Source organism: Mycobacterium sp. MS1601, from assembly GCF_001984215.1.
Lineage (GTDB): Bacteria > Actinomycetota > Actinomycetes > Mycobacteriales > Mycobacteriaceae > Mycobacterium.
Map to the genome: position 1 here is coordinate 6,023,744 of NZ_CP019420.1, position 23,059 is coordinate 6,046,802.

The 23,059-nt window shown below is 68.0% G+C and carries 19 protein-coding genes and 2 pseudogenes; 3 read left to right on the plus strand and 18 right to left on the minus strand.

Annotation, left to right across the window (positions count from 1 at the left end):
* Window positions 1-89: 89 nt before the first annotated feature.
* From pyrF to pyrR, 7 genes and pseudogenes are all read right to left on the minus strand, one after another.
* A pseudogene (gene pyrF, locus BVC93_RS28720) lies at window positions 90-910 on the minus strand (orotidine-5'-phosphate decarboxylase).
* A complete protein-coding gene (carB, locus tag BVC93_RS28725; RefSeq protein ID WP_083740364.1) occupies window positions 911-4,252 on the minus strand; it encodes a carbamoyl-phosphate synthase large subunit in 3,342 nt (1,113 codons plus the stop codon).
* A gap of 56 nt (window positions 4,253-4,308) precedes the next feature.
* Window positions 4,309-5,427 carry a glutamine-hydrolyzing carbamoyl-phosphate synthase small subunit gene (gene carA / locus BVC93_RS28730; protein ID WP_083740365.1) on the minus strand — a complete coding sequence of 373 codons (1,119 nt, stop codon included), beginning with the start codon at window positions 5,425-5,427 and terminating at the stop codon, window positions 4,309-4,311.
* On the minus strand, window positions 5,424-5,939 hold the full coding sequence (locus tag BVC93_RS28735) for a PH-like domain-containing protein (RefSeq protein ID WP_083740366.1): 516 nt from the start codon (window positions 5,937-5,939) through the stop codon (window positions 5,424-5,426). Before BVC93_RS28735 ends, carA begins: the two co-directional genes overlap by 4 nt.
* Complete coding sequence (locus tag BVC93_RS28740; protein WP_083740367.1) at window positions 5,936-7,231, minus strand: dihydroorotase; 1,296 nt, start codon at window positions 7,229-7,231, stop codon at window positions 5,936-5,938. Before BVC93_RS28740 ends, BVC93_RS28735 begins: the two co-directional genes overlap by 4 nt.
* Entirely contained in the window at window positions 7,228-8,175 is a 948-nt protein-coding gene (locus tag BVC93_RS28745) for an aspartate carbamoyltransferase catalytic subunit (protein ID WP_083740368.1), read from the minus strand. Before BVC93_RS28745 ends, BVC93_RS28740 begins: the two co-directional genes overlap by 4 nt.
* Entirely contained in the window at window positions 8,172-8,744 is a 573-nt protein-coding gene (gene pyrR, locus BVC93_RS28750; protein ID WP_083740369.1) for a bifunctional pyr operon transcriptional regulator/uracil phosphoribosyltransferase PyrR, read from the minus strand. The genes BVC93_RS28745 and pyrR overlap by 4 nt, the downstream gene beginning before the upstream one ends.
* Window positions 8,745-8,843: 99 nt before the next feature.
* Between pyrR and BVC93_RS28755 the strand changes: the two genes are divergently transcribed.
* Window positions 8,844-10,046, plus strand: coding sequence for a serine hydrolase domain-containing protein (locus BVC93_RS28755; protein WP_083740370.1), 1,203 nt, complete (start codon window positions 8,844-8,846; stop codon window positions 10,044-10,046).
* A gap of 51 nt (window positions 10,047-10,097) precedes the next feature.
* Here BVC93_RS28755 and nusB read toward each other — a convergent pair whose 3' ends face one another.
* From nusB to BVC93_RS28770, 3 genes are read right to left on the minus strand one after another with little or no spacing between them, the layout of a single operon-like run.
* Window positions 10,098-10,571: a transcription antitermination factor NusB gene (nusB, locus tag BVC93_RS28760; RefSeq protein WP_083740371.1), complete on the minus strand. Its 474-nt coding sequence runs from the start codon at window positions 10,569-10,571 to the stop codon at window positions 10,098-10,100.
* The gene (gene efp / locus BVC93_RS28765; RefSeq protein ID WP_083740372.1) at window positions 10,564-11,127 is read right to left on the minus strand and encodes an elongation factor P; all 564 of its coding nucleotides are present in this window, start codon (window positions 11,125-11,127) and stop codon (window positions 10,564-10,566) included. The genes nusB and efp overlap by 8 nt, the downstream gene beginning before the upstream one ends.
* A 32-nt stretch (window positions 11,128-11,159) precedes the next feature.
* A complete protein-coding gene (locus tag BVC93_RS28770) occupies window positions 11,160-12,251 on the minus strand; it encodes a M24 family metallopeptidase (protein WP_083740373.1) in 1,092 nt (363 codons plus the stop codon).
* Window positions 12,252-12,284: 33 nt separating this feature from the next.
* Here BVC93_RS28770 and BVC93_RS28775 point away from each other — a divergent pair, with 33 nt between their 5' ends.
* On the plus strand, window positions 12,285-12,890 hold the full coding sequence (locus tag BVC93_RS28775; RefSeq protein ID WP_083740374.1) for a B-4DMT family transporter: 606 nt from the start codon (window positions 12,285-12,287) through the stop codon (window positions 12,888-12,890).
* Here BVC93_RS28775 and aroB read toward each other — a convergent pair.
* The 3 genes from aroB to aroC are packed head-to-tail and all read right to left on the minus strand — an operon-like array spanning window position 12,887 to window position 15,858.
* Window positions 12,887-13,966 (minus strand): 3-dehydroquinate synthase, encoded by a 1,080-nt coding sequence (gene aroB / locus BVC93_RS28780; RefSeq protein ID WP_083740375.1) that lies wholly within the window; start codon window positions 13,964-13,966, stop codon window positions 12,887-12,889. The two genes, BVC93_RS28775 and aroB, sit on opposite strands and share 4 nt — an antisense overlap.
* On the minus strand, window positions 13,959-14,645 hold the full coding sequence (locus BVC93_RS28785; RefSeq protein ID WP_083740376.1) for a shikimate kinase: 687 nt from the start codon (window positions 14,643-14,645) through the stop codon (window positions 13,959-13,961). Before BVC93_RS28785 ends, aroB begins: the two co-directional genes overlap by 8 nt.
* A 16-nt stretch (window positions 14,646-14,661) precedes the next feature.
* Window positions 14,662-15,858 carry a chorismate synthase gene (aroC, locus tag BVC93_RS28790; RefSeq protein ID WP_157517129.1) on the minus strand — a complete coding sequence of 399 codons (1,197 nt, stop codon included), beginning with the start codon at window positions 15,856-15,858 and terminating at the stop codon, window positions 14,662-14,664.
* Window positions 15,859-15,933: 75 nt separating this feature from the next.
* Between aroC and BVC93_RS28795 the strand changes: the two genes are divergently transcribed.
* Window positions 15,934-17,331, plus strand: a complete 1,398-nt coding sequence (locus BVC93_RS28795; protein ID WP_083740378.1) for an MFS transporter — start codon at window positions 15,934-15,936, stop codon at window positions 17,329-17,331.
* Between the two features lie 10 nt (window positions 17,332-17,341).
* On the opposite strand, the pseudogene BVC93_RS28800 reads toward BVC93_RS28795, so the two are convergent.
* From BVC93_RS28800 to alaS, 5 genes and pseudogenes are all read right to left on the minus strand, one after another.
* Window positions 17,342-17,733: pseudogene (locus BVC93_RS28800) on the minus strand (A24 family peptidase).
* Between the two features lie 9 nt (window positions 17,734-17,742).
* The gene (locus BVC93_RS28805; RefSeq protein ID WP_083740379.1) at window positions 17,743-18,558 is read right to left on the minus strand and encodes a shikimate dehydrogenase; all 816 of its coding nucleotides are present in this window, start codon (window positions 18,556-18,558) and stop codon (window positions 17,743-17,745) included.
* The gene (locus tag BVC93_RS28810) at window positions 18,533-19,774 is read right to left on the minus strand and encodes an endolytic transglycosylase MltG (RefSeq protein WP_083740380.1); all 1,242 of its coding nucleotides are present in this window, start codon (window positions 19,772-19,774) and stop codon (window positions 18,533-18,535) included. Before BVC93_RS28810 ends, BVC93_RS28805 begins: the two co-directional genes overlap by 26 nt.
* The gene (gene ruvX / locus BVC93_RS28815; RefSeq protein ID WP_083740381.1) at window positions 19,767-20,288 is read right to left on the minus strand and encodes a Holliday junction resolvase RuvX; all 522 of its coding nucleotides are present in this window, start codon (window positions 20,286-20,288) and stop codon (window positions 19,767-19,769) included. The genes BVC93_RS28810 and ruvX overlap by 8 nt, the downstream gene beginning before the upstream one ends.
* Before the next feature lie 6 nt (window positions 20,289-20,294).
* Window positions 20,295-22,985 carry an alanine--tRNA ligase gene (gene alaS, locus BVC93_RS28820; protein WP_083740382.1) on the minus strand — a complete coding sequence of 897 codons (2,691 nt, stop codon included), beginning with the start codon at window positions 22,983-22,985 and terminating at the stop codon, window positions 20,295-20,297.
* Window positions 22,986-23,059: the final 74 nt, after the last annotated feature.

The following is a 23,059-nucleotide window of genomic DNA, read 5'->3' on the forward strand; positions in this document are numbered from 1 at the left end:
GGCAACCGCTGTACCCACAGCCATGGTGCCGACGCTGCCCGATGCGGCTTGCCGCCAGGCGACGCCTGCGTCAACACCACCCGAACATTTCACGCCAGGTGGGCAACCTCGTCGCGTAACCGTTCGGCGGCGGCGCGCACCGCGGCCGGATCGGGACCCGAGCGCAGCACCTCCCGTGACACCGCGGGCAGCAACTGGCCCGGCAGCGCCCCCCGAGCCCCGCCAACGCGTCCGGACGCCCACCCTGGGCACCGACACCGGGCACCAGCACCGGACCCGACAGCGCGCTGACGTCCGGCGGATCGGCCAGCGTGGCGCCGACGACCACGCCGACAGAGCCGAAATCCGGCGCCCACGTACGGTTGACGGCGGCTGCGGCGTCCACCATGGACTGCGCGATGCTGGCGCCTGACTGGGTGCGCGCGTGCTGCACCGAGGCGCCTTCGGGATTGGAGGTGGCAGCCAGCACGAACACGCCGCGGTCGTTTTCGGCGGCGACGTCCAGCAGCGGCTGCAACGAGCCGAAGCCCAGATACGGCGAGGCCGTCACGGCATCGCAGGCCAATGGCGAATCGCCGGCCCAGGCCGTGGCATAGGCGGCCATGGTGGTTCCGATGTCGCCACGCTTGGCGTCGGCCAGCACCAGCACGCCGCGCTCGCGCAGGGCTGCGATGGTCTGCTCCAACACCGCGAAGCCTGCCGAACCGTATGCCTCGAAGAAGGCCACCTGGGGCTTGACGATGGCGAACCCGTCGAACGCAGTCACGCACGTCTGGCTGAAGGCCGCCAGGCCGGCGGCGTCCCTGCTCAACCCCCAGGCCGTCAACAACTCCGGATGTGGGTCGATGCCCAGGCACAACGGCCCGCGGTCACGCATCGCCTGCCGCAGCCGAACGCCGAAAGCGGTCATCTAGTGACCGTCCAGCGCGGCGTGCAGCTCCTGCAGCGAACGCACCCCGATATCCCCGCGGATACCGGCCTCGATGCCCTGCACCGCCGCCGAGGCGCCCTGCACCGTGGTCACACACGGGATGTTCATCTGCACTGCGGCAGCGCGGATCTCGTAGCCGTCGACGCGTGGGCCGGAGTTGCCGTACGGGGTGTTGATCACCATGTTCACCTCGCCGGCACGGATCACGTCCACCGCGGACAGGGCCGGGCGGTCCGCACTGGGCTCCTCGAAGATCTTGCGCACCACGTCACACGGGATCCCGTTGCGCCGCAACATCTCCGCGGTGCCCTCGGTGGCCAGTACCCGAAAGCCCAGATCGGCAAGGCGTTTCACCGGGAACACCAGTGAGCGCTTGTCCCGGTTGGCCACCGACACGAACACGGTGCCGCCCTGGGGCAGCGAACCGTAGGCCGCGGTCTGGCTCTTGGCGAATGCGGTGCCGAAGTCGGAGTCGATGCCCATCACCTCACCGGTGGACTTCATCTCCGGGCCCAGCAGCGAATCGACGTTCGAGCCGTCGGCCTTGCGGAACCGGTGGAAGGGCAGCACGGCTTCCTTGACCGCGATCGGTGCGTTGGGGGCCGGGCTGGCTCCGTCACCCTCGACGGCCAGGATGCCCTCGCTGCGCAGCTCGGCGATGCTGGCGCCGAGCATCACCCGCGCACACGCCTTGGCCAGCGGCACCGCGGTGGCCTTCGAGACAAACGGCACGGTACGGCTGGCGCGCGGGTTGGCCTCCAGCACGTAGAGCACGTCGTCCTTGAGCGCGTACTGCACATTGAGCAGGCCTTTGACGCCGATACCGAAGGCGATGGCCTCGGTGGCACGCCGCACCGCCTCGATGTCCTGGCGTCCCAGCGTCACCGGCGGCAGTGCGCACGCCGAGTCGCCGGAGTGAATGCCCGCTTCCTCGATGTGCTCCATCACGCCGCCGATGTAGACCTCGGCGCCGTCGCAGAGAGCGTCGACGTCGATCTCGATGGCGTCCTCGAGGAACCGGTCCACCAGCACGGGGTGCTCGGGCGACAGCTCGGTGGCGCGGGTGATGTAGCCCTGCAGCGTTTCTTCGTCGTAGACGATCTCCATGCCGCGACCGCCCAGCACGTACGACGGCCGCACCAGCACCGGGTAACCGATGTCGGCGGCGATCTTGCGAGCCTGCTCGAAGCTGGTGGCGGTGCCGAACCGGGGTGCGGGCAGCCCGGCGTTGGTGAGTACCTCACCGAAGGCACCGCGGTCCTCGGCCAGGTCGATGGCCTTGGGGCTGGTGCCGACAATGGGCACCCCGGCCTTCTCCAGGCGCTCAGCCAGACCCAGCGGGGTCTGCCCGCCCAGCTGCACGATCACACCCACCACACCGGGACCGCCTTCGCCGGAAGCCTTTTCGGCGTGGTAGACCTCGAGCACGTCCTCGAACGTCAGCGGTTCGAAGTACAGCCGGTCGGCGGTGTCGTAGTCGGTGGAGACGGTTTCGGGGTTGCAGTTCACCATCACCGTCTCGAACCCGGCGGCACTGAGTGTGGTGGCGGCGTGCACACAGCTGTAGTCGAACTCGATGCCCTGGCCGATCCGGTTGGGTCCGGAACCCAGGATCAGCACCTTGGGCTTCTCCGTCTGTGGCGCCACCTCGGTCTCGGCGCCGGGGTCCAGCTCGTAGCTGCTGTAGTGGTACGGAGTGCGGGCCTCGAACTCGGCGGCGCAGGTGTCGACGGTCTTGTAGACCGGACGGATGCCCAGGCGGTGCCGCAGTGACCGCACGCCGTTCTCACCGGCCAGTTCCGGTCGCAAAGCGGCGATCTGGCCGTCGGACAGGCCTTTGTGCTTGCTGCGCCGCAGCAGCTCCTCGTCCAGGACCGGGGCGTCGAGCAGTTCGGTGCGCAGGTCCACCAGGCATGAGATCTGGTCGACGAACCAGGGGTCCACCCCCGAGGCGGCGGCCACCTGTTCCACGGTGCCGCCCAGGCGCAGGGCGTACTCGATGTCGTAGAGCCGGCCGTCGGTGGGGGTCCGCAGCCGGGTCAGGACCTCCTCGAGCGAACCCTCGATTTCCGGGCCGGTCCAGAAGCCCGCGCGCTTGGTCTCCAGCGAGCGCATCACCTTGCCCAGGGCCTCGATGAAGTTGCGGCCCAGCGACATCGCCTCGCCCACCGACTTCATGGTGGTGGTCAGGGTGGCGTCAGCACCGGGGAACTTCTCGAACGCGAACCGCGGTGCCTTGACCACCACGTAGTCCAGCGTCGGCTCGAAGCAGGCCGGGGTTTCCTTGGTGATGTCGTTGACGATCTCGTCGAGGGTGTAGCCGATGGCCAGTTTGGCGGCGATCTTGGCGATCGGGAAGCCGGTGGCCTTGGACGCCAGCGCGCTGGAGCGCGACACCCGGGGGTTCATCTCGATGACGATCAGGCGGCCGTCGGTGGGGTTGATGGCGAACTGGATGTTGCAGCCGCCGGTGTCGACGCCCACCTCGCGCAGGATGTCGATGCCCAGGTCACGCATGGTCTGGTACTCGCGGTCGGTCAGCGTCATCGCCGGGGCCACGGTCACCGAGTCGCCGGTGTGCACGCCCATGGGGTCCACGTTCTCGATGGAGCACACCACCACCACGTTGTCGCGGCCGTCGCGCATCAGCTCGAGTTCGTATTCTTTCCAGCCGTAGATCGATTCCTCGATCAGCACGTTCGCGCTGGGCGAGGCGGCCAGGCCGTCACCGGCCATCCGCTCGACGTCCTCCACGGTGGCGGCCATGCCCGAGCCCAGGCCACCCATGGTGAAGGAGGGGCGGACGACCACCGGCAGGCCCAGTTCGGCAACCGTCTCGCGCACCTCGTCCATCGTGAAACAGACCCGTGACTTCGCCGACTCCCCACCGACTTTGGCCACGATGTCCTTGAACTTCTGGCGGTCCTCCCCACGCTGGATGGCGTCGAAGTCGGCGCCGATGAGCTCCACACCCCAGCGCTCCAGGGCACCGTTGTCATGCAGCGCCACGGCGGTGTTGAGCGCGGTCTGCCCGCCCAGGGTGGCCAGCACGGCGTCGATCTTGTTGCCGCGTTCGGCCTGCTGGGCCAGCACGCGTTCGACGAAGGCCGCGGTGATGGGCTCGACGTAGGTGTTGTCGGCGTATTCGGGGTCGGTCATGATCGTCGCCGGGTTGGAGTTGATCAGCGTGACCTGCAGGCCTTCGGCGCGCAGCACGCGGCACGCCTGGGTGCCCGAGTAGTCGAACTCGCAGGCCTGCCCGATGACGATGGGCCCCGAGCCGATGACCAGGACGTGATTGAGGTCGGTACGACGCGGCATGGTTGTTTACTTCCCCTCGGGCCGAGCGTGCGTGTCTGTACAGGTTTGTGCGGTGGTCACTTGTCGCCTGCCATCAGATCGATGAACTGGTCGAACAGGTAGTTTGCGTCGTGCGGGCCCGCCGCCGCTTCGGGGTGGTACTGCACCGAGAACGCCTGGCCGCTGATCAGCTTGATCCCTTCCACCACACCGTCATTGGCGCAGGTGTGGCTGACCACGGCACGGCCGAACGGGGTCTCGAACTCCTCCCCCGCCTCGCCTTCCAGGGCGAACCCGTGGTTCTGGGCGGTGATCGCCACCCGGCCGGTGGCATGGTCGAGCACGGGGATGTTGATGCCGCGGTGCCCGAACGTCATCTTGTAGGTGGAACGGCCCAGTGCTCGGCCCAGGATCTGGTTGCCGAAGCAGATACCGAACAGTGGAATGCCGGCCTGCAGGACCTCCCGGGTGACGGCCACGATGTGGTCGGCGGTGGCGGGGTCACCCGGACCGTTGGACAGGAACACCCCGTCGGGCTTGAGCTCGGTGATGTCGGCGAAGCTCACCGACGACGGCAGCACGTGGCTGCGGATCCCGCGCGCGGCGAAGTTGCGCGGGGTGTTGGTCTTGATACCGAGATCCAGTGCGGCGACAGTGAATCGTTGCGGCCCAACGGGATCCACCACATAACTCTCAGCGGTGGTCACCTCACCGGCCAGGTCGGCGCCCAGCATGGATTCCTGGCCGCGCACCCGCTCCAGCAGCACATCGGCATCGGCCAGCGCGTCGCCGGAGAACACCCCGGCCTTCATGGAACCGCGGGTGCGCAGGTGCCGCACCACCGCCCTGGTGTCGATCCCGGCGATGCCGACGATGCGCTGGCGGATCAGCTCGTCTTCCAGCGTGCCGGTGGCCCGCCAGTTCGACGGGCGCGGCGAAGGGTCGCGAACGACGTAGCCGGCCACCCAGATCTTGTCGCCACGGCTTTCGCCGTCCTCGCCGTTCCAGCCGGTGTTGCCGATCTGCGGAGCGGTGGCCACGACGATCTGGCGGTGGTAGCTCGGATCGGTCAGCGTCTCCTGGTAGCCGGACATGCCGGTGGAGAACACGGCCTCGCCGAGCGTCTGCCCGACGGCACCGAACGCGGTGCCGGTGAACGTCCTGCCGTCCTCGAGGACCAGTACTGCTTTACTCATGAAACCTTTCCTTCGGATCCTGGCGTGATCCAACTGCTGTAGTCGGCGCGGTTCTCACCGCGGAAGCCGGTGTCGATCTCGGTGCCGGACGGCAACTTCCAGCGGATCGCCAGAATGCCGTCGTGGGTCATCGCCTTACCTGCGATACCGCGTTCGGCACGGATGGCGGTGATCGACTCGTCGGGGATCCAGATCGGCGTGGCACCGCTGCGCTGCACCATGATGCCCTCGGGGTACCGGGTCAGCACGGCTTTGGTGCGGTAACCGAGATCGCCGACGGCGATGCGATCCTGCCAACTCGGAGCGATGGTGCTGCCGACGTAGAGCCCCTTGGTGGGCGCGATCAACGCGGGTCCGACCGCGTCGGGCAGTGCGGGCAGCTTGCCGATGAGTTCCAGCTGGCGCAGTGCACGATGCTTCCAGCCACGCAGCATCTGCCGGATCAGCACGGCGATCAACACCGCGATCACCGCGGCGAAGATCAGCGAGCCGATCAGGGTTCCGGTGTTCACAGTGCCGGTTTCCCAGCGATCTTGCCGCCGTGTGCAGTCACCTTGCCCCGCAACAGCGTTGCGGTGACGACCGCGGGCAGCGTCATGGCCTCAAACGGTGTGTTGGTCGACTTGCTGGCCAGGTCGGTGCCCTCGACGGTCCAGGTGGCGTCGGGGTCGACGACCACCAGGTTGGCCGGTTCCCCCACCTCCAGTGGACGGCCCTGGTCGGGCAGACCGACGATGCGGGCGGGGTTCTCGCTCATCACCTTCGCCACACCGCGCCAGGTCAGCAGGCCGGTGTTCACCATGGTCTCGACTACCACCGACAGTGCGGTCTCCAGGCCGAGCATGCCCGGCCGCGCGTTGGCGAACTCGACACATTTGTCCTGCTCGGCGTGTGGCGCATGGTCGGTGGCCACACAGTCGATGATGCCGTCGGCCAGTGCCTGCCGCATGGCCGCGGCGTCGGAGGACTCGCGCAGCGGCGGGTTCACCTTGTTCACCGCGTCGTAGGTGTCCAGCCGACTGTCGTCGAGCAGCAGATGGTGCGGAGTCACCTCGGCGGTGATTGAAATACCTTGCGACTTCGCCCATTTGAGCAGCTCCACGGTGCCCTTGGTGGAAGCGTGGCAGATGTGGACGCGGGCGCCGGCATCACGGGCCAGCAGAGCATCACGGGCGACAATCGATTCCTCGGCCACCCGTGGCCAGCCGGCCAGACCCAGCCGCGCCGCATTGGGCCCCTCGTGGGCCACGGCATCGACGGTCAGCCTCGGTTCTTCGGCGTGCTGGGCGATCAGCACACCCAGGCCGGTGGCGTATTCGAGTGCTCGGCGCATCACCAGCGGGTCCTGCACACAGATGCCGTCATCGGAGAACATCCGCACCTGAGCGGCGCTCGCCGCCATCAAGGCCATCTCGGTGAGTTGTTTGCCTGCCAGTCCGACGGTGACGGCGCCGACCGGATGCACGTCCACCAGGCCGACCTGCTGGCCGCGGTGCCACACGTGGTCGGTGACCACCGAGGTGTCGGCAACCGGGTTGGTGTTGGCCATCGCGAAGACTGCGGTGTACCCACCGAGAGCCGCTGCCGCCGAACCGGTCTCGATGGTCTCGGTGTCTTCGCGGCCGGGTTCACGCAAATGGGTGTGCAGGTCCACGAACCCGGGCAGCAGGATCTGACCTGACGCCTCGATCACCTGGTCCCCAGACAGCCCGGTCCCGATCTCCGCGATCTGACCGTCGGCCACCAGGACGTCCACCGGGTCGCCTTCGCCGTAGAGCCGGACGCCCTTCACAACCAGACTCACGCGCTGATCGCCTCCTGTTCAGTCCCGACGAGTAAGTGGAACAACACCGCCATGCGGACATGGACACCGTTGGAAACCTGTTGCAGCACTGCCGATTGCGATGAGTCGGCCACCGAGAAGGCGATCTCCATACCGCGCAGCATCGGCCCCGGGTGCAGTACCACGGCATGCTCGGCCAGCAGCTTCTGCCGTTTGTCCGACAACCCGTAGAGCACCGAGTACTCGCGCGTCGACGGAAAGAAGCCGCCGTTCATCCGCTCGGCCTGCACGCGCAGCATCAGTACCGCGTCGGCGGCCGGCAGTTCGGCATCCAGGTCATGGGAGACGGTGACCGGCCATTCGGAGACCCCGACGGGAAGCAGGGTCGGGGGCGCCACCAGCACCACCTCGGCACCCAAAGTAGCCAGCAGCATCACGTTCGAGCGCGCCACTCGGCTGTGCAGCACGTCGCCGACGATCACCACACGCCGGCCCTCGACGGAACCCAGCCGCTGCCGGATGGTCAGAGCATCAAGCAGCGCCTGCGTCGGGTGCTCGTGCGTACCGTCACCGGCATTGATGATGGACGGGCCACCCTGCTCGTCGTGCGTCCAGGCCGCCAGCTGTTGCGGCGCCCCGGAGGCGGGGTGCCGGATGATCAGCGCGTCTGCACCTGCCGCTCGCAGTGTCAGCGCGGTATCGCGCAACGACTCCCCTTTGGAGACAGACGATCCCGAGGCGCTGACGTTGATCACGTCGGCACTCATCCACTTGCCTGCCACCTCGAACGACACCCGGGTGCGGGTGGAGTTCTCGTAGAACATGGTGATGATGGTGCGCCCGCGCAGGGTCGGCAGCTTCTTGACCTCGCGGCCCAGTAATGCCTGCCGGAACCGGTCGGCGTTGTCGAGGATGGCGACCGCGTCGTCGCGCGTCAGGTCAGCTGCCGTCAGCAGATGTTTCACCGCTTGGGACCTCCGTAGGGGGCGATGCGCACTCCGTCGTGCCCGTCGTGTTCGACCAGATGGACCTTGACGTTCTCGCTGCGCGAGGTGGGCACGTTCTTGCCGACGTAATCGGCGCGGATCGGCAGTTCGCGGTGGCCGCGGTCGACCAGTACGGCCAGTTGCACCACCCGCGGACGGCCGATGTCGCGCAGCGCGTCCAGGGCCGCGCGCACCGAGCGACCGGAGTACAGCACGTCGTCGACCAGGATCACCAGGGCGCCGTCGACACCGCCGTCGGGAATGGAGGTCTCGGCGAGCGGACGCGGGGGCTTGGACATCAGGTCATCGCGGTAGAGGGTGATGTCCAGACAGCCCTGCTCGACGGGGACACCGGAGAACTCCGTGATCAGCAGCGCCAGGCGGGCGGCAAGATCGGCGCCACGGGTGGGAATACCGAGGAGAACAACACGGGGGGCGTCCTCCGCATCGAGAGCGGTCTTCTCGATGATCTGATGCGCCATCCGGGAGATGGTGCGACTGACGTCAGCCGCCGACAGCAACTCCCGATCGGACTCGTCTGTGCCCATGGTCTACCTTGACCTCCTTCTCCGCCTCACCGGACGGTCGTTTAAAGGATGTCGAACTGCCGGGCAGCATAACACGACGGACGCGTAACCTCGGTCGGTGTGAATCTGGACGGAAATCAGGCATCTATCCGTGACGCGTGCGACAACGGATTGCTCTCCGGCGCCGTGACACTTGTCTGGCAGGGCGGAAAAGTGTTGCAGGTCAACGAGATCGGATACCGCGATGTCGAGGCGCGCCTGCCGATGCAGCGCGACACGATCTTCCGCCTCGCCTCGATGTCCAAGCCGGTGACGGTCGCGGCGGCCATGGCACTGGTCGACGAGGGCAAACTCACACTGCGCGATCCCATCACCAGGTGGCTGCCGGAGTTCGCGTCGATGCGGGTGCTGACCCAACCCGGTGGTGCGCTGGAGGCGACGGTGCCCGCCGTCCGGCCGATCACCGTCGGCGATCTGATGACCCACCGCAGCGGCCTGGCGTATCCGTTCTCGGTACAGGGGCCACTGGCCAAGGCATACGCCCGACTGCCACACAAGCAGGCTCAGGATCTCTGGCTCCGTGAGCTGGTGGCGCTGCCGCTGGTGCACCAGCCCGGCGAGCGGCTGACCTACAGCGTGGCCACCGACGTGTTGGGCATCCTGCTCTCACGCATCGAGGGCAGGCCGCTGCACCAGGTGCTCGACGAGCGCATCTTCAGCCCACTCGGGATGGCCGACACCGGATTCTTCGTCACCGCCGCGGGCCGCCGTCGCGCCGCCACGATGTACAAGCTCGACGAGACCAACACCTTGACCCATGACGTGATGGGACCGCCGCCCATCGCGCCTCCCCCGTTCTGCCAGGGCGGTGCTGGGCTGTGGTCCACCGCCGACGACTACCTCAGATTCATTCGGATGCTGCTGGGGTTCGGCGAGGTGGACGGAGTACGCGTGCTCTCCGAACAGTCAGTGCGGCAGATGCGCACCGATCAACTGACCGCCGAGCAGAAGGAGCAGCCGTTCCTCGGGATGCCGTTCTGGGTGGGACGCGGGTTCGGCCTGAACCTGTCGCTGGTCACCGACCCGGCGAAGTCCACCCAGTTCTACGGGCCGGGTGGCCGCGGCACGTTCAGTTGGCCGGGTGCGTTCGGCACCTGGTGGCAGGCCGATCCGGAGAACGACCTGGTGCTGATGTATCTGATCCAGAACCTGCCCAATCTGAACTTCGACGCCGCGGCCATCGGCGGTAACACCTCTCAGGCCAAGCTGCAGACGGCCCAGCCGCGGTTCGTCCGGCGCACCTATCAAGCCCTCGGGCTCTGATTTGCCGGCACATGAGCCCGGGCCGCTCGTCGGCCGCCGTCATCCGGTGAGTCAGGAGTCCCCACGAACGGCCTGCGCGGCCGCGCGGATCTGCGGAGTCACCAGCATCACCTGGCCCAACACGCCGTTGACGAAGCCCGGTGAGTCATCGGTGGACAGCTCCTTGGCCAGCTCCACCGCCTCGTCCACGGCCACCGGCTCGGGAACGTCCTCGGCGTGCAACAGCTCCCACACCGCCACCCGCAGAATGGCTCGGTCCACCGACGGCAACCGTTCCAGCGTCCAGCCCTGCAGGTGGGTGCTGATCAGATCGTCGATGTGGGCTCGGTGATCGGTGACGCCGCGTGCCACCGTCACCGTGTAGGGGTTCAGCGGTTCGATGTCGGTCTTCGAGTTGGCCAGCAGTGTGCGCGAATCGGCAACCTCGGACGGCGTGAGCCCGCGGGCCTCCGCCTCGAACAGCAGATCCACCGCGCGCTTGCGGGCGGCGTGCCTGCCGCGCGATTTGCCGACCTTGTCAGCCATTCACACGGCCCAGGTAGCTTCCGTCGCGGGTATCCACCTTGAGCTTGTCGCCCTGGTTGATGAACAGCGGCACCTGGATCTCGGCACCGGTCTCCAGCGTGGCCGGCTTGGTGCCGGCGCTGGAGCGGTCGCCCTGCAGGCCCGGCTCGGTGAAGGTGACCACGAGTTCCACCGAGACCGGCAGCTCCAGATACAGCGGCGAGCCTTCGTTGAAGGCGATCTGCACCGGCATGCCTTCGAGCAGGAAATCCGACAACCTGCCGACCAACTGCTCGGCCAGGGGGTGCTGTTCGTAGTCCTCGGAGTCCATGAAGACGAAGTCGCTGCCGTCGCGGTACAGGTAGGTGGCGTCGCGGCGGTCCACGGTGGCGGTCTCCACCTTGACCCCGGCGTTGTAGGTCTTGTCGACCACCTTGCCCGACAGCACGTTCTTCAGCTTGGTACGGACGAATGCCGGACCCTTACCGGGCTTGACGTGCTGGAACTCGGTGATCTGCCACAGCTGGCCCTCGATGTTGAGGACGAGCCCGTTCTTGAAATCGGCAGTCGATGCCACGGTGGGTGTATCTCCTTGTGTAGAACAGATCGTCAGACGATCTGGAGTTCCTTCGGGAACCGGGTAAGCAGGTCGGGCGTCTCCGAGCCGACGACCAGGGTGTCCTCGATGCGGACACCGCCGCGATCGGGCAAGTAGACACCAGGCTCCACGGTCACCGCAGAACCAGCAAGTAGTGTACCGGCGGCGGAGGCATTGATTCCCGGCGCTTCATGGATCTGCAGCCCCACCCCGTGTCCGAGGCCGTGACTGAACGTCTCACCGTAGCCCGCATCCACGATGACCTGCCGCGATGCGGCGTCCACATCCTTGAGCGCCACCCCCGGCGCCAGGGCTTCTCGCCCGGCGCGCTGCGAAGCCTCCACCAGCGTGTAGATCTCGTGCTGCCAATCGGCGGCCTTCTCCAAGACGAACGTCCGCGTCATGTCCGAGTGGTATCCGCAGACCAGGGCGCCGAAGTCGATCTTGACGAAATCCCCGCTGGCCAGCACCGCGTCGGTGGGCCGGTGGTGCGGAATCGCCGAGTTGGCGCCGGTGGCCACGATGGTCTCGAACGAGGCGGCGTCGGCGCCGTGGTCGAGCATCAGCGCCTCGAGGTCTCGGCGCACCTCCTTTTCGGTGCGTCCCGGCCGCAGCCCGTCCCGGGTGATCAGCTCCGCCAAGGCGGCATCGGCCGCTTCACACGCCAGGCGCAGCAACGCCACCTCGCCGGCGTCCTTGATTTCCCGCAGCACCTCCACGGCGCCCGCGGCGCGCACCAATGTGGCCGTCGTCGCGCGTTTGAGCACCCCGAGGCCGTCGACGGTGACGACATGGCTCTCGAAACCCAGGCGCCCCACTCCGTCGACGGCGGCCCGTTCTGCCAGATACCGCCCGCAGGCCCGTTCGATCACCACCTCGAGGTCCGGCGCCTGCTGCGCGGCCTGGGTGCGGTAGCGACCGTCGGTGCTCAGCACCGCGGGGCGCCCGTCGGCGAACACCAGCAGCGCGGCGTTGGACCCGGTGAACCCGGACAGGTAGCGCACATTGTTCAGGTCTGTGACCAGCATCGCGTCCACTGCCCGGTCTTCTGAGCGGGAGCGCAGCTGCGCACTGAGGTTGTCGCGTCGCTGGGAATGTGTCACGCCCTGTCACGCTACTCGCTACGCTGCTACCCCATGGCGAAGTGGCTGCTGCGCGGACTGGTGTTCGCGGCGTTGATGGTCGTGGTCCGACTCTTTCAGGGAGCGCTGATCAATCAGTTCGAGACCAAAGCGCTGTTGATCAGTGTGGTGCTGCTCGTCGTGTTCGTCGCCGTCGTGCTCATCTGGGGGCTGCTCGACGGTCGTGGTGACGCCAAGGCCAGCCCGGACCCCGACCGCCGAGGCGACTTCGCCATGACATGGCTGCTCGCCGGCTTGGTGGCAGGTCTGCTGTCCGGTGCCGTCTCGTGGTTCATCTCGGTGATCTACCCGGCCCTGTACGCGGGCGGGCTGGTCAGCGAGCTCACCACCTTCGCCGCCTTCACCGCGCTGCTGGTGTTCGTGCCTGCCATCCTGGCAGTGGCCGTGGGCCGTTGGTTGGTGGACCGCAAGGCACCTCCCTACCAGCGGCGCCGCGAGGACGACGAACGTGCCGACACCGACGTCTTCGCCGCCGTTCGCGACGACCGTCCCGAGGCGACGGAAGGCACCGAGCCGGTGGAACAGCAGTCATCGGTGGCCACCATCGAGCGCGATGAGCAGCCCACCGAAGAGATCGCCCCCGAAGAGCGCAAGAACTAGCCGCTGACCTCGGAGTAGGCCGCCGCCAGCAGGGCCGGGTCGGGGCCTTCCAGCCGACCCGGTTTGGCCAGTCCGTCGAGCACCACGAAGCGCAACACTCCGGCGCGGGTCTTCTTGTCCCCCGCCATGTATTCGAGCAGCTGGGGCAGCGCATCCGCGTCGTAACTCACCGGTAGTCCCAACAACTGCAGCACACTGCGGTGTCGGGCGGCGGTCTCGTCATCGAGGCGGCCGGCCAGGCGGCCCAGCTCCCCGGCGAACACCAGACCCACCGACACCGCTGCACCGTGGCGCCAACGGTAACGCTCACGCCGTTCGATGGCGTGGGCCAGGGTGTGTCCGTAGTTGAGGATCTCGCGCAGCGCCGACTCCTTTTCGTCGGCGGCCACCACTTCGGCCTTCACCGCGATGGAACGCCGGATCAGTTCGGGCAGCACATCTTTGGACGGATCGACGGCCGCTTCGGGATCGGCTTCGATGAGGTCCAGGATCACCGGGTCGGCGATGAAACCGGCCTTCACGATCTCAGCCATGCCTGCCACCAGCTCGTTGCGCGGCAGTGTCTGCAGCGTCGCCAGGTCGACGAGCACGGCCTTGGGTTGATGGAACGACCCCACCAGGTTCTTGCCCGCTTCGGTGTTGATGCCGGTCTTGCCGCCGACCGCGGCGTCGACCATGGCCAACAGCGTGGTGGGCACGTGCACGACGGAGATGCCACGCAGCCAGGTGGCCGCGGCGAAGCCCGCCACATCGGTGGCCGCCCCTCCGCCCAGGCTGATCACCATGTCCTGTCGTCCCACGCCGATGCGGCCCAGCACGTCCCAGATGAAGCCGACTACCGGCAGGTCCTTGCCCGCCTCGGCGTCCGGGATCTCGATGCGATGTGCGTCGGTTCCCTTCTCCACCAAGTAATTTCGGATGGATTCGGCGGTCTGGGTCAGCGTGGGCTGATGCAGGATCGCCACCTTGTGGGCACCGCTGGACTGCTCGGCGAGCTCGCCGAGCAGTCCCGTGCCGATCACCACGGGGTAAGGCGGGTTGACCGCCACCTCGACGGTCACCGGGGCATCAGTCATTGCGGGCCTCCGCACGTCGTGCCGCCAGAGCGGCGGGGGTGGCTGGGGTGGGTGGAGTGCTGGTCGTGGTCTCGTCGGCCTCGGCGTCGAGGTCGGGACGGTCACAGCGCGGCGGGGTGGGCGTCAACCGCCACGGTGGGCGGCGGCGACGGCGCGACGGTTTGGCCGACGCCGGATTCTCCAGCCGGTTCGCCAGGTAACGCACCACCGCGCCGGGGTTGCGGCGGTTGGTGTTGACCCGCATGGTGGCCACCCGCCGGTAGAGCGGAACCCGCTCCGACATCAGCTTGCGGTACGTCTCCGCGGCGTCACCGCCGGCAAGCAGGGGCCGCACCGAACCGCCGGTGGTCCGCCGAATACCTTCTGCGGCACCGATTTCCAGGAACACCACGATGTGCCCGGCCAGCGCCTCACGCACACCGGGACTGGTGACCGCTCCGCCGCCCAGGGAGACGATGCCGTCGTGCTCGGCCAGGGCCGTGCGGATCACGTCCTCTTCGATACGCCGGAACCCGGCTTCGCCGTCGGCTTCGAAGATCTCGGCGATCGACCGCCCTGCCGTCTCGACGATCTTGGCATCGGTGTCCAGTAGCGGCACCCCCATCGCCTTGGCGAGTCGCCGACCGATGGTCGACTTGCCCGAGCCGGGCATACCCACCAGAACAGCTTTGGGAGCCATGACCTAACCCATCGACCTAACCCGAAGCCCTCGCGGGCTCGTAGGCGGCGACGGAGTTCAGGTAGGACTCGACATTGCGCCGGGTCTCGGCCAGCGAGTCGCCACCGAACTTGTCCAGCACCGCGCGCGCCACCACCAGTGCCACCATGGTCTCGACCACCACGGCGGCGGCGGGCACCGCGCACACGTCGGACCGCTGGTGGATCGCCACGGCTTCGTCGCCGGTGGCCATGTCGACCGTGGCCAGCGCCCGCGGCACGGTCGAGATGGGTTTCATCGCGGCGCGCACCCGCAGCGGCTGGCCGTTGGTCATCCCGCCCTCCAGCCCGCCTGCGCGGTTGGTGGAGCGGACCACGCCGTCGGGACCGGGATACATCTCGTCATGAGCCTGGCTGCCGCGGCGTCGGGCGGTCTCGAAACCGTCGCCGATCTCCACGCCCTTGATGGCCTGGATGCCCATCACCGCGGCCGCAAGCTGCCCGTCGAGGCGGTTGTCACCACTGGTGAACGAGCCGAGGCCGATCGGCAGACCTCGCACCACCACCTCGACCACACCACCGAGGGTGTCGCCGTCTTTCTTGGCGGCTTCGATCTCGGCGATCATGGCGGCTTCGGCGGTCTTGTCGTACGCGCGGACCGGGCTGTCGTCGATGGCGGCCAGATCATCGTCCTCCGGCGGCGGGCCCGCGTAGGGCTGTGAGGCGCCGATCGAGATGACGTGCGAGACCACCTCGACGCCGAGCGCCTGACGGAGGAACTCACGGGCCACCGTGCCGGCCGCCACCCGGGCGGCGGTCTCCCGGGCACTGGCGCGCTCCAGGACGGGGCGGGCGTCGTCGAAGCCGTACTTCAGCATGCCCGCGTAATCGGCGTGGCCGGGCCGGGGCCGGGTGAGCGGGGCGTTGCGGGCGACGTCCAGATCCTCAGCCGAAACCGGGTCGGAGGCCATCACCGTCTCCCATTTCGGCCATTCGGTGTTGCCGATCTCGATGGCGATGGGTCCGCCGAGGGTGCTGCCGTGACGTACTCCGGCCAGCACCGTCACCTGGTCCTTCTCGAACTTCATCCGGGCGCCGCGGCCGTAACCGAGTCGGCGGCGGGCCAATTGGTCGGCAATGTCCGCCGACGTGACCTGCACACCGGCGACCATACCCTCGATCACGGCCACCAATGCGCGACCATGAGATTCACCAGCGGTGGTCCAACGCAACACGCGTCCCATCCTCCCACGGCCTTTTGCCCAACAGTTAATCGGCGATTTCACCGGGATGGTTAGGATCCCTATCCGATGACAGCCGCCGACGATCCCACGCCTCGGCTGCTGATCCCGACCCTGGTTCTGCTCACCACCGTCACCGGTGTGGTCAGCAGTCTGGGCGCTCCACTGGTTCCCGCCATCGCCGACGAACTCGGCGTCTCGCTGGGCGCCGCGCAGTGGACGTTGACCATCTCGATGCTGGCCGGTGCCGTGGCAACACCGCTGATGGGACGCTTTGCCGTCGGCTCCCGCCGCAAGCCGGTGGTGCTCGGCGGCCTGCTCCTGGTGGTCGCCGGCACGGTCCTGGCCGCGGTGGCGGCGCTGTTCGACGGTGACCTGGCGTTGACGTTGTTGATCGCGGGCCGGGCCGGGCAAGGCATGGCGCTCGGGCTGGCGCCGCTGGCCATGGCCGTCGCCCGCGAAGTCCTGCCGGGCCCGCGGGTGGGCCCGGTGGTGGCGGCCCTGTCGGTGGGCACGGTCGCCGGCGCCGGCTTGGGTTATCCGCTGACGGCGTTGGTGGCGCAGGCCGGCGGAGTGTCGGCGGCGTTCTGGTTGGGAACGGCGCTGACGTTCGCGACGCTGGTCCTGACCTGGCTGCGGCTGCCTGCCGCGGCGCCGGTGCCGTCACCCGCGGTGCGGGCGTCGGAGGCTCTGCTGTTGTCGGTGGCGACGGCGGCGCTGCTGCTCGGCGTCAGCCAGACCACCACCTGGGGCTGGAGCGACGCCAGGACGCTGGGACTGTTGGTCATCGGAGCGCTGGCCCTGGCGGGCTGGTTGCGGGTCACGCTGCAGCACAAGGATCCGCTGGTGGATCTGCGGCTGGCGTTCAGCGGAGCGGCGGCGGCACCCAACATCACCGGTCTGCTGGCGGGTGCCGGGATGTACATGGGGTTGACGCTGTTGATGGTGCTGGTGCAGGTCGACACCCCGACGGGTTGGGGTCTGGATCAGCCGGTGGCCGTCGCCGGGCTGATGCTGGTGCCGTACTCGCTGATGAGTGTGCTGGGTTCGCGGGTGTCGCTGTGGGTGGGTCGACGTGTCGACCCCGGCAAGGTGTTGCCCGTCGGATGCGCGCTGTACCTGGCTTCCACTGTGCAGTTGGCGGTGGCACACGACCATGTGTGGCAGGCGCTGTTGTCGATGACGCTGGCCGGTCTGGGCAGCGGCGCCACCTTCGCGACACTGCCGGTGCTGCTGGTGCGGGCGGTGCCGGCCGCCGAGACGTCCAGCGCGCTGGCGTTCAACCAGGTGCTGCGCTACATCGGGTTTTCCATCGGCAGCGCCGTCGGTGTCACGGTGCTGACGCTGGTCAGCGGCCCGGTGCCCGACGAGCGAGGCTTCACCGCGGCGATGTCGGCCAACGCCGCGCTCTGGCTGCTGGCCATCATCGTGGTCGTCCTGCGAGTTCGGCGTGATCTCAACCGCTGAGCGACCGGAATCACGCCGAAATCACGAGAACCGCGCCCGTCGCGAGGCACATCGACGGCCCGTGCGGCAGCACCCGCGACCGCGTCGCCACTCCCAGCAGCGAGGTCAAGAGCGGCGCACCCACGGCAGCCAACACCCACGCCTCGATACCGACCGCCCCCGTCAGCGCCCCCAGCCCGAGTGCGAGCTTCACATCCCCCGCGCCGAAACCCCGAGCAAAAACCCGGCGAGGTACACCCCGGCCAGCACCACCGCCCCGACAACAGCCGCCGTGCCACTACCGGAAAAACTCTCGACGGCCATGATCACCGCGAACCCCGGCAGCGTCAGCACATTCGGCAACCGCCGCCACCGCAGATCGCACACACTGCACACGCACAGCCAGACCAGTAGCACCACCATGGGCGGACGCTAATCCAGCGCGGCCGCCATCTGCTGTCGCGGAGCTGGTTGCCCTGTGAATTGTTCGACCTGCGCGAAGGCCTGGTGCAACAGCATCTGCAGGCCGCTGACCACCCGACCTCCGGCCGCGCTCACCGCCGCGGCCAGCGGTGTGGGCCACGGGTCGTAGATGGCGTCCAGCAGCACGGGTGCGGTCGCCAGCGCTTCGGCGAACGGTGCCACCGCGTCGGCGGGCACGGTGCTGACCATGGCGCTGCACACCCCGGCGTGGCGGGCCAGGGCCTGATGTTCCAGCGGGCAGCACTCGGCACTGACGCCCACGGATGCGGCCAGCTGCACCAGCCGGGCCGCCTTGTCCTTGTTACGCGCCGCCACCACAACGTGTTCGATACCCAGCGATACCAGTCCCACCAGGGCGGCAGGCGCCGTCCCGCCGGCACCGAGCAACAGCGCTGTCCCGCTCAGCCGGACACCCAGCGCGCCCGCCACGCCGTCGATGTCGGTGTTGTCGGCACGCCAACCGGTGTCGGTACGCAGCAGCGTGTTCGCCGAGCCCACCTGTTCAGCGCGGGCGGTGCGCTCCGAGGCGTAGGACAGTGCGGCGAACTTGCCGGGCATCGTCACCGACAGCCCCACCCACTCCGGACCGAGCGAGTCGACCAGCGCAGGCAGTTGCTCGGCGGTGCATTCGATGCGCTCATAGGTCCAACCGGTCAACCCCAGCGCCCGGTAGGCCGCCAGATGCAGCTGCGGCGAACGCGAATGTGCGATGGGCTGCCCCAGTACGGCAGCTTTACGGTTACCGGGCACTGTCGAGGACGCCATTGCGCTGCGCCACTTCGATATTGGCCAGGTGCTGCTCGTACTCCCTGGTGAACAGCGTGGTGCCCTGCATGTCGATGGTCACGAAGTACAGCCAATCCCCCGGCGCCGGCCGTTCGGCGGCGGCCAGCGCCGCTTCACTCGGTGAGCAGATGGGTGTGACGGGCAGCCCCGGCGAGGCGTAGGTGTTCCACGGCGTCACCCGCGTGCGGTCGGCATCGGTGGTGGCGATCTCCTGACGGTCCAGCGAGTAGTTGACCGTGGAGTCGAACTCGAGCTTCCTGTTGTCTGCCAGCCGGTTGTAGATAACCCTGGCGACCTTCGGGAAGTCCTGCGGCAGCGACTCACGCTGCACCAGCGACCCGACCACCAGCACGTCGTAGGGCGAGATGTTCATCGCCGCGGCGGTGTCCAGCAGTCCCGAGGCCTCGTAGCGGGCAGTACTGGCCGAGATCAGCGATCCGAGAATCTGGTCCGGTGTGGCCGACGGGTCGACATTCCAGGTGCCCGCGGCAATCAGCCCTTCCAGCCGCCGGTGGTCGGAGCCCATGGCGGTGGCGGGTTCGACGGCCCACTGCGGCACCCGCAACGCTTCCAAGCTGTCGGCGGAGGCGGCGTTGCGCAGGTCGTCCGCCGAAACGCAGGAGCGCTGCCCGTCGAGGTCGGTGCAGGTGGCTTCAGAGATGAGAGTGATCAGGCCTTTGGTGACGGCGCCGGTGCGGACGTCGGTCGTGTCGTCGAGCTGGCGGCCCTCGGGGATGGTGAAGTTCCCGACGCGGTTGGCCGGGTCGACCAGGCGGTCCACTGCGGAGACCGCGGGGATCTCGGTGCGCACCTTGTAGAAGCCGGGCTGGATGGCGGCCATCGCCGAGTTGTTGCCCGCGGCCGTGACAAAGCCCTCCAGGGTGGACACCACTCCGGCGTCGAGAAGGGTCTGCCCGATGGCGGTGGCCGAATCGCCTTGGTGCACTTCGACCACCACGTCGGCAGCACCCTCACCGGTGTAGTCCGACGGGGTACCGAACATCGAATGCCACAGCCGCGAACCCAGGAAGACGGTGCCGATGACAACAGCGATCAGCAGCGCCACCGACAAACCGGCGACGGTGCGACGACGGCGACGGGCCCGTTCGGCCCTGATCCGCGCTGCGCGGGTCATCCCACGCCGGGGCGGGCCCACAGCCACCGGCTGTGCGCGGTCGTCCCAGTCGTCAGCCATGCTGCTCCTCCGGTGTCACGGCCCCCGACTGTTCTGCCTGCCACGTGCGGCGCTGATCCAGCCAGCCTTGCAAGATCGCCACGGCCGCCGCCTGGTCAACGACGGACCGCTGACCGCGCGCCTTGATTCCTGCCTCCCGCAGGGAACGCTGTGCGGTGACGGTGGTGAGCCGTTCGTCGGCCAACCGCACCGGCACCGGTGCGATGCGTTGTGCCAGCTGGTCGGCGATGTCGATGGCGTCCAGAGCTGAGGTGCCCGCCCGGTCGGCCAGGGTGCGCGGCAGCCCGACGATCACCTCGACGGCTTCGTACTCCTGCACGAGCTGACGCAGCCGACGCAGATGACGGCCCGAACTCTCGCGCCGGACGGTCTCCACCGGCGTCGCCAGAATGCCGTCGGGGTCGCAGGTGGCGACGCCGATGCGGACGGTGCCGACGTCCACGCCGAGTCGGCGCCCACGGCCGGGGTCATCACCGCCGGGCCGGTCGGGCAGCCGGTGCTCGCTGGACGTCACTGCAGGCTAGCTCCGGGCGACTTCCGCGCGCAGCGCGTCTAGTGCGGCGTCGATACCGGCGGCGTTCTTTCCCGAGCCCTGCGCCAGGTCCGGCTTGCCCCCGCCGCGGCCGTCGACCGCGGTGGAGATCACCTTGACCAGATCGCCGCTCTTGAGGCCCAGATCCTGGGCGGCGGTGTTGACGGCCACCACGTACGGCACCGAGCCGCCCTCGCCTTCGGCGATCAGGGCTACCACGGCGGGATCGTTGCCGAGCTTGCCCTTGATGTCGCCGATCAGGGACCGCAGATCGCCTCCCGACATGTCACCGGACATCCGCTGGGCCACCAACCGAACCTTACCGACGGTCTCGGCTCCGGCGGCCGCATTGACCGCCGCCGAGCGTGCCGTGGCCAGCCGGACCTTCTCGAGTTCCTTCTCTGCGACGCGCAGCTTCTCCACCAGCGTGGCCACCCGGGCGGGCACCTCGTCGGAGGGCACTTTCAACGACGACGCCAGCCCTGCCATGAGAGCGCGTTCCTTGGCCAGGTGCTTGAACGAATCCAGGCCGACGTAGGCCTCGACGCGGCGCACACCCGAACCCACCGACGACTCGCCCAACAGGGTGACGGGGCCGATCTGCGCGGAGTTGTGCACGTGGGTGCCGCCGCACAGTTCCAGGGAGAACGGTCCACCGATCTCGACCAGCCGGACGTCCTCGGGGTATGCCTCACCGAACAGCGCCATGGCGCCCATCGCCTTGGCCTTCTCCAATTTGGTGTACATCGTGTTCACCGGGTAATCGGCTTCGACGGCCTCGTTGGCGACGATCTCGATGTCGGTGCGCTGCTGTTCGGTCAGCGGGCCCTGCCAGTTGAAGTCGAAGCGCAGGTATCCGGGCCGGTTCAGCGACCCGGCCTGAACGGCGTTGGGCCCCAGGATCTGTCGCAGGGCGGCGTGCACCATGTGGGTGCCGGAGTGGCCCTGGGTGGCGCCGTGACGCCACTTCGGGTCGACGTCGGCGGTCACGGTGTCGCCTTCGACGAACTCACCCGACTCGACGTTCACGCGGTGCACGAACAGGGTCTTGGCGATCTTCTGGACATCGGTCACCTGCGCCTTGGCCGCGCCGTCGGCTCCGGAGATGGCGCCGATGTCGGCGATCTGCCCACCCGATTCGGCATACAGCGGGGTGCGATCGAGCACGATCTCAACCCGATCGGGTGCGCCGTCCGGGCCACCGTGGGCAACCACAGGCACCCGCTTGCCGTCCACGAAGATGCCCAGGATGGTTGCCTGCGAAGACAACTCGTCGAAGCCGGTGAACTCCGTCGGGCCGGCATCGACCAATTCGCGGTACGCGGACAGGTCGGCGTGCGCATGCTTGCGCGCGGCGGCGTCGGCCTTGGCTCGCTGGCGCTGCTCGTTCATCAGCTCCCGGAAACCGGCCTCGTCCACCGAGAGTCCGGCCTCGGCGGCCATCTCCAGGGTGAGGTCGATCGGGAAGCCGTAGGTGTCGTGCAAGGTGAAGGCGTTGGAGCCCGAGAGCACAGTGGCACCGCCGGCCTTGGTGGCCTGGGCGGCGTCGTCGAAAAGCTTGGACCCGGCGGCCAGGGTGCGGTTGAACGCGGTCTCCTCGGCCACGGCGATGCGGTTGATCCGATCGAAGTCGGTGACCAGTTCCGGGTAGGACGGGCCCATCTCGTCGCGCACGGTCGACATCAGCCGACTCATGATCGGCTGCTCGACGCCCAGCAGCTTCGCGGCGCGGATGATCCGGCGCAGCAGCCGGCGCAGCACGTACCCACGACCCTCGTTACCGGGGGTAACGCCGTCGCCGATGATGATCGCCGCGGTCCGGCTGTGGTCGCCGATGATGCGGTAGCGCACGTCGTCGTCGTGATTGCCCGCGCCGTAGCCGCGGGGCGCGATCGAGGCCACCAGGTCGATGACGGGGCGCACCAGGTCGGTTTCGTAGACGTTGTCGACATCCTGCAGCAGGCAGGCGATGCGCTCGACGCCCATGCCGGTGTCGATGTTCTGACGCGGCAGCGGGCCCAGGATCTCGAAGTCGTCCTTCGAGGTGCCCTCTCCGCGCTCGTTCTGCATGAACACGAGATTCCAGATCTCGATGTAGCGGTCTTCGTTGGCCTCGGGGCCGCCGCCGACGCCGTACTCGGGGCCGCGGTCGTAGTAGATCTCCGAGCACGGGCCGCACGGGCCGGGGATGCCCATGGACCAGTAGTTGTCCGCCATGCCGCGGCGCTGGATCCGCTCCAGCGGCAGCCCGGCGACTTCCTGCCAGATGCCGATGGCCTCATCGTCATCGAGATAGACTGTGGCCCAAAGTCTTTCGGGATCGAAGCCGTAGCCGCCGTCTTCCACCGAGTTGGTCAGCAGACTCCATGCCAGCTCGATGGCGCCCTTCTTGAAGTAGTCGCCGAAGCTGAAGTTGCCGGCCATCTGGAAGAAGGTGTTGTGCCGGGTGGTGATACCCACCTCGTCGATGTCCGGCGTGCGGATGCACTTCTGGACACTGGTGGCCCGGTCATACGGTGGGGTGCGCTGGCCCAGGAAGAACGGGACGAACTGCACCATGCCGGCGTTGACGAACAGCAAGTTGGGATCGTCGAGGATCACCGAAGCGCTGGGCACCTCGGTGTGGCCCGCCTTCACGAAATGATCGAGGAACCGCTTCCTGATCTCGTGTGTCTGCACGTCGTCTCTTCCTTGTCGCCCGGCTCAACCGCCTAACAGTACCGGGGTGGCCGGCGGCGGCGAAAAGGCAGCAC

Bases quoted from the DNA above. Each gene is read 5' to 3' on its own strand.
- pyrR (WP_083740369.1), bottom strand. From the start codon at position 8,744: ATGGGCACAGACGAGTCCGATCGGGAGTTGCTGTCGGCGGCTGACGTC.
- carB (WP_083740364.1), bottom strand. From the start codon at position 4,252: ATGCCGCGTCGTACCGACCTCAATCACGTCCTGGTCATCGGCTCGGGG.
- BVC93_RS28805 (WP_083740379.1), bottom strand. From the start codon at position 18,558: ATGGCGTCCTCGACAGTGCCCGGTAACCGTAAAGCTGCCGTACTGGGG.
- carA (WP_083740365.1), bottom strand. From the start codon at position 5,427: ATGAGTAAAGCAGTACTGGTCCTCGAGGACGGCAGGACGTTCACCGGC.
- aroB (WP_083740375.1), bottom strand. From the start codon at position 13,966: ATGACTGATGCCCCGGTGACCGTCGAGGTGGCGGTCAACCCGCCTTAC.
- BVC93_RS28785 (WP_083740376.1), bottom strand. From the start codon at position 14,645: ATGGCTCCCAAAGCTGTTCTGGTGGGTATGCCCGGCTCGGGCAAGTCG.
- BVC93_RS28775 (WP_083740374.1), top strand. From the start codon at position 12,285: ATGGCGAAGTGGCTGCTGCGCGGACTGGTGTTCGCGGCGTTGATGGTC.
- BVC93_RS28795 (WP_083740378.1), top strand. From the start codon at position 15,934: ATGACAGCCGCCGACGATCCCACGCCTCGGCTGCTGATCCCGACCCTG.
- BVC93_RS28810 (WP_083740380.1), bottom strand. From the start codon at position 19,774: ATGGCTGACGACTGGGACGACCGCGCACAGCCGGTGGCTGTGGGCCCG.
- nusB (WP_083740371.1), bottom strand. From the start codon at position 10,571: ATGGCTGACAAGGTCGGCAAATCGCGCGGCAGGCACGCCGCCCGCAAG.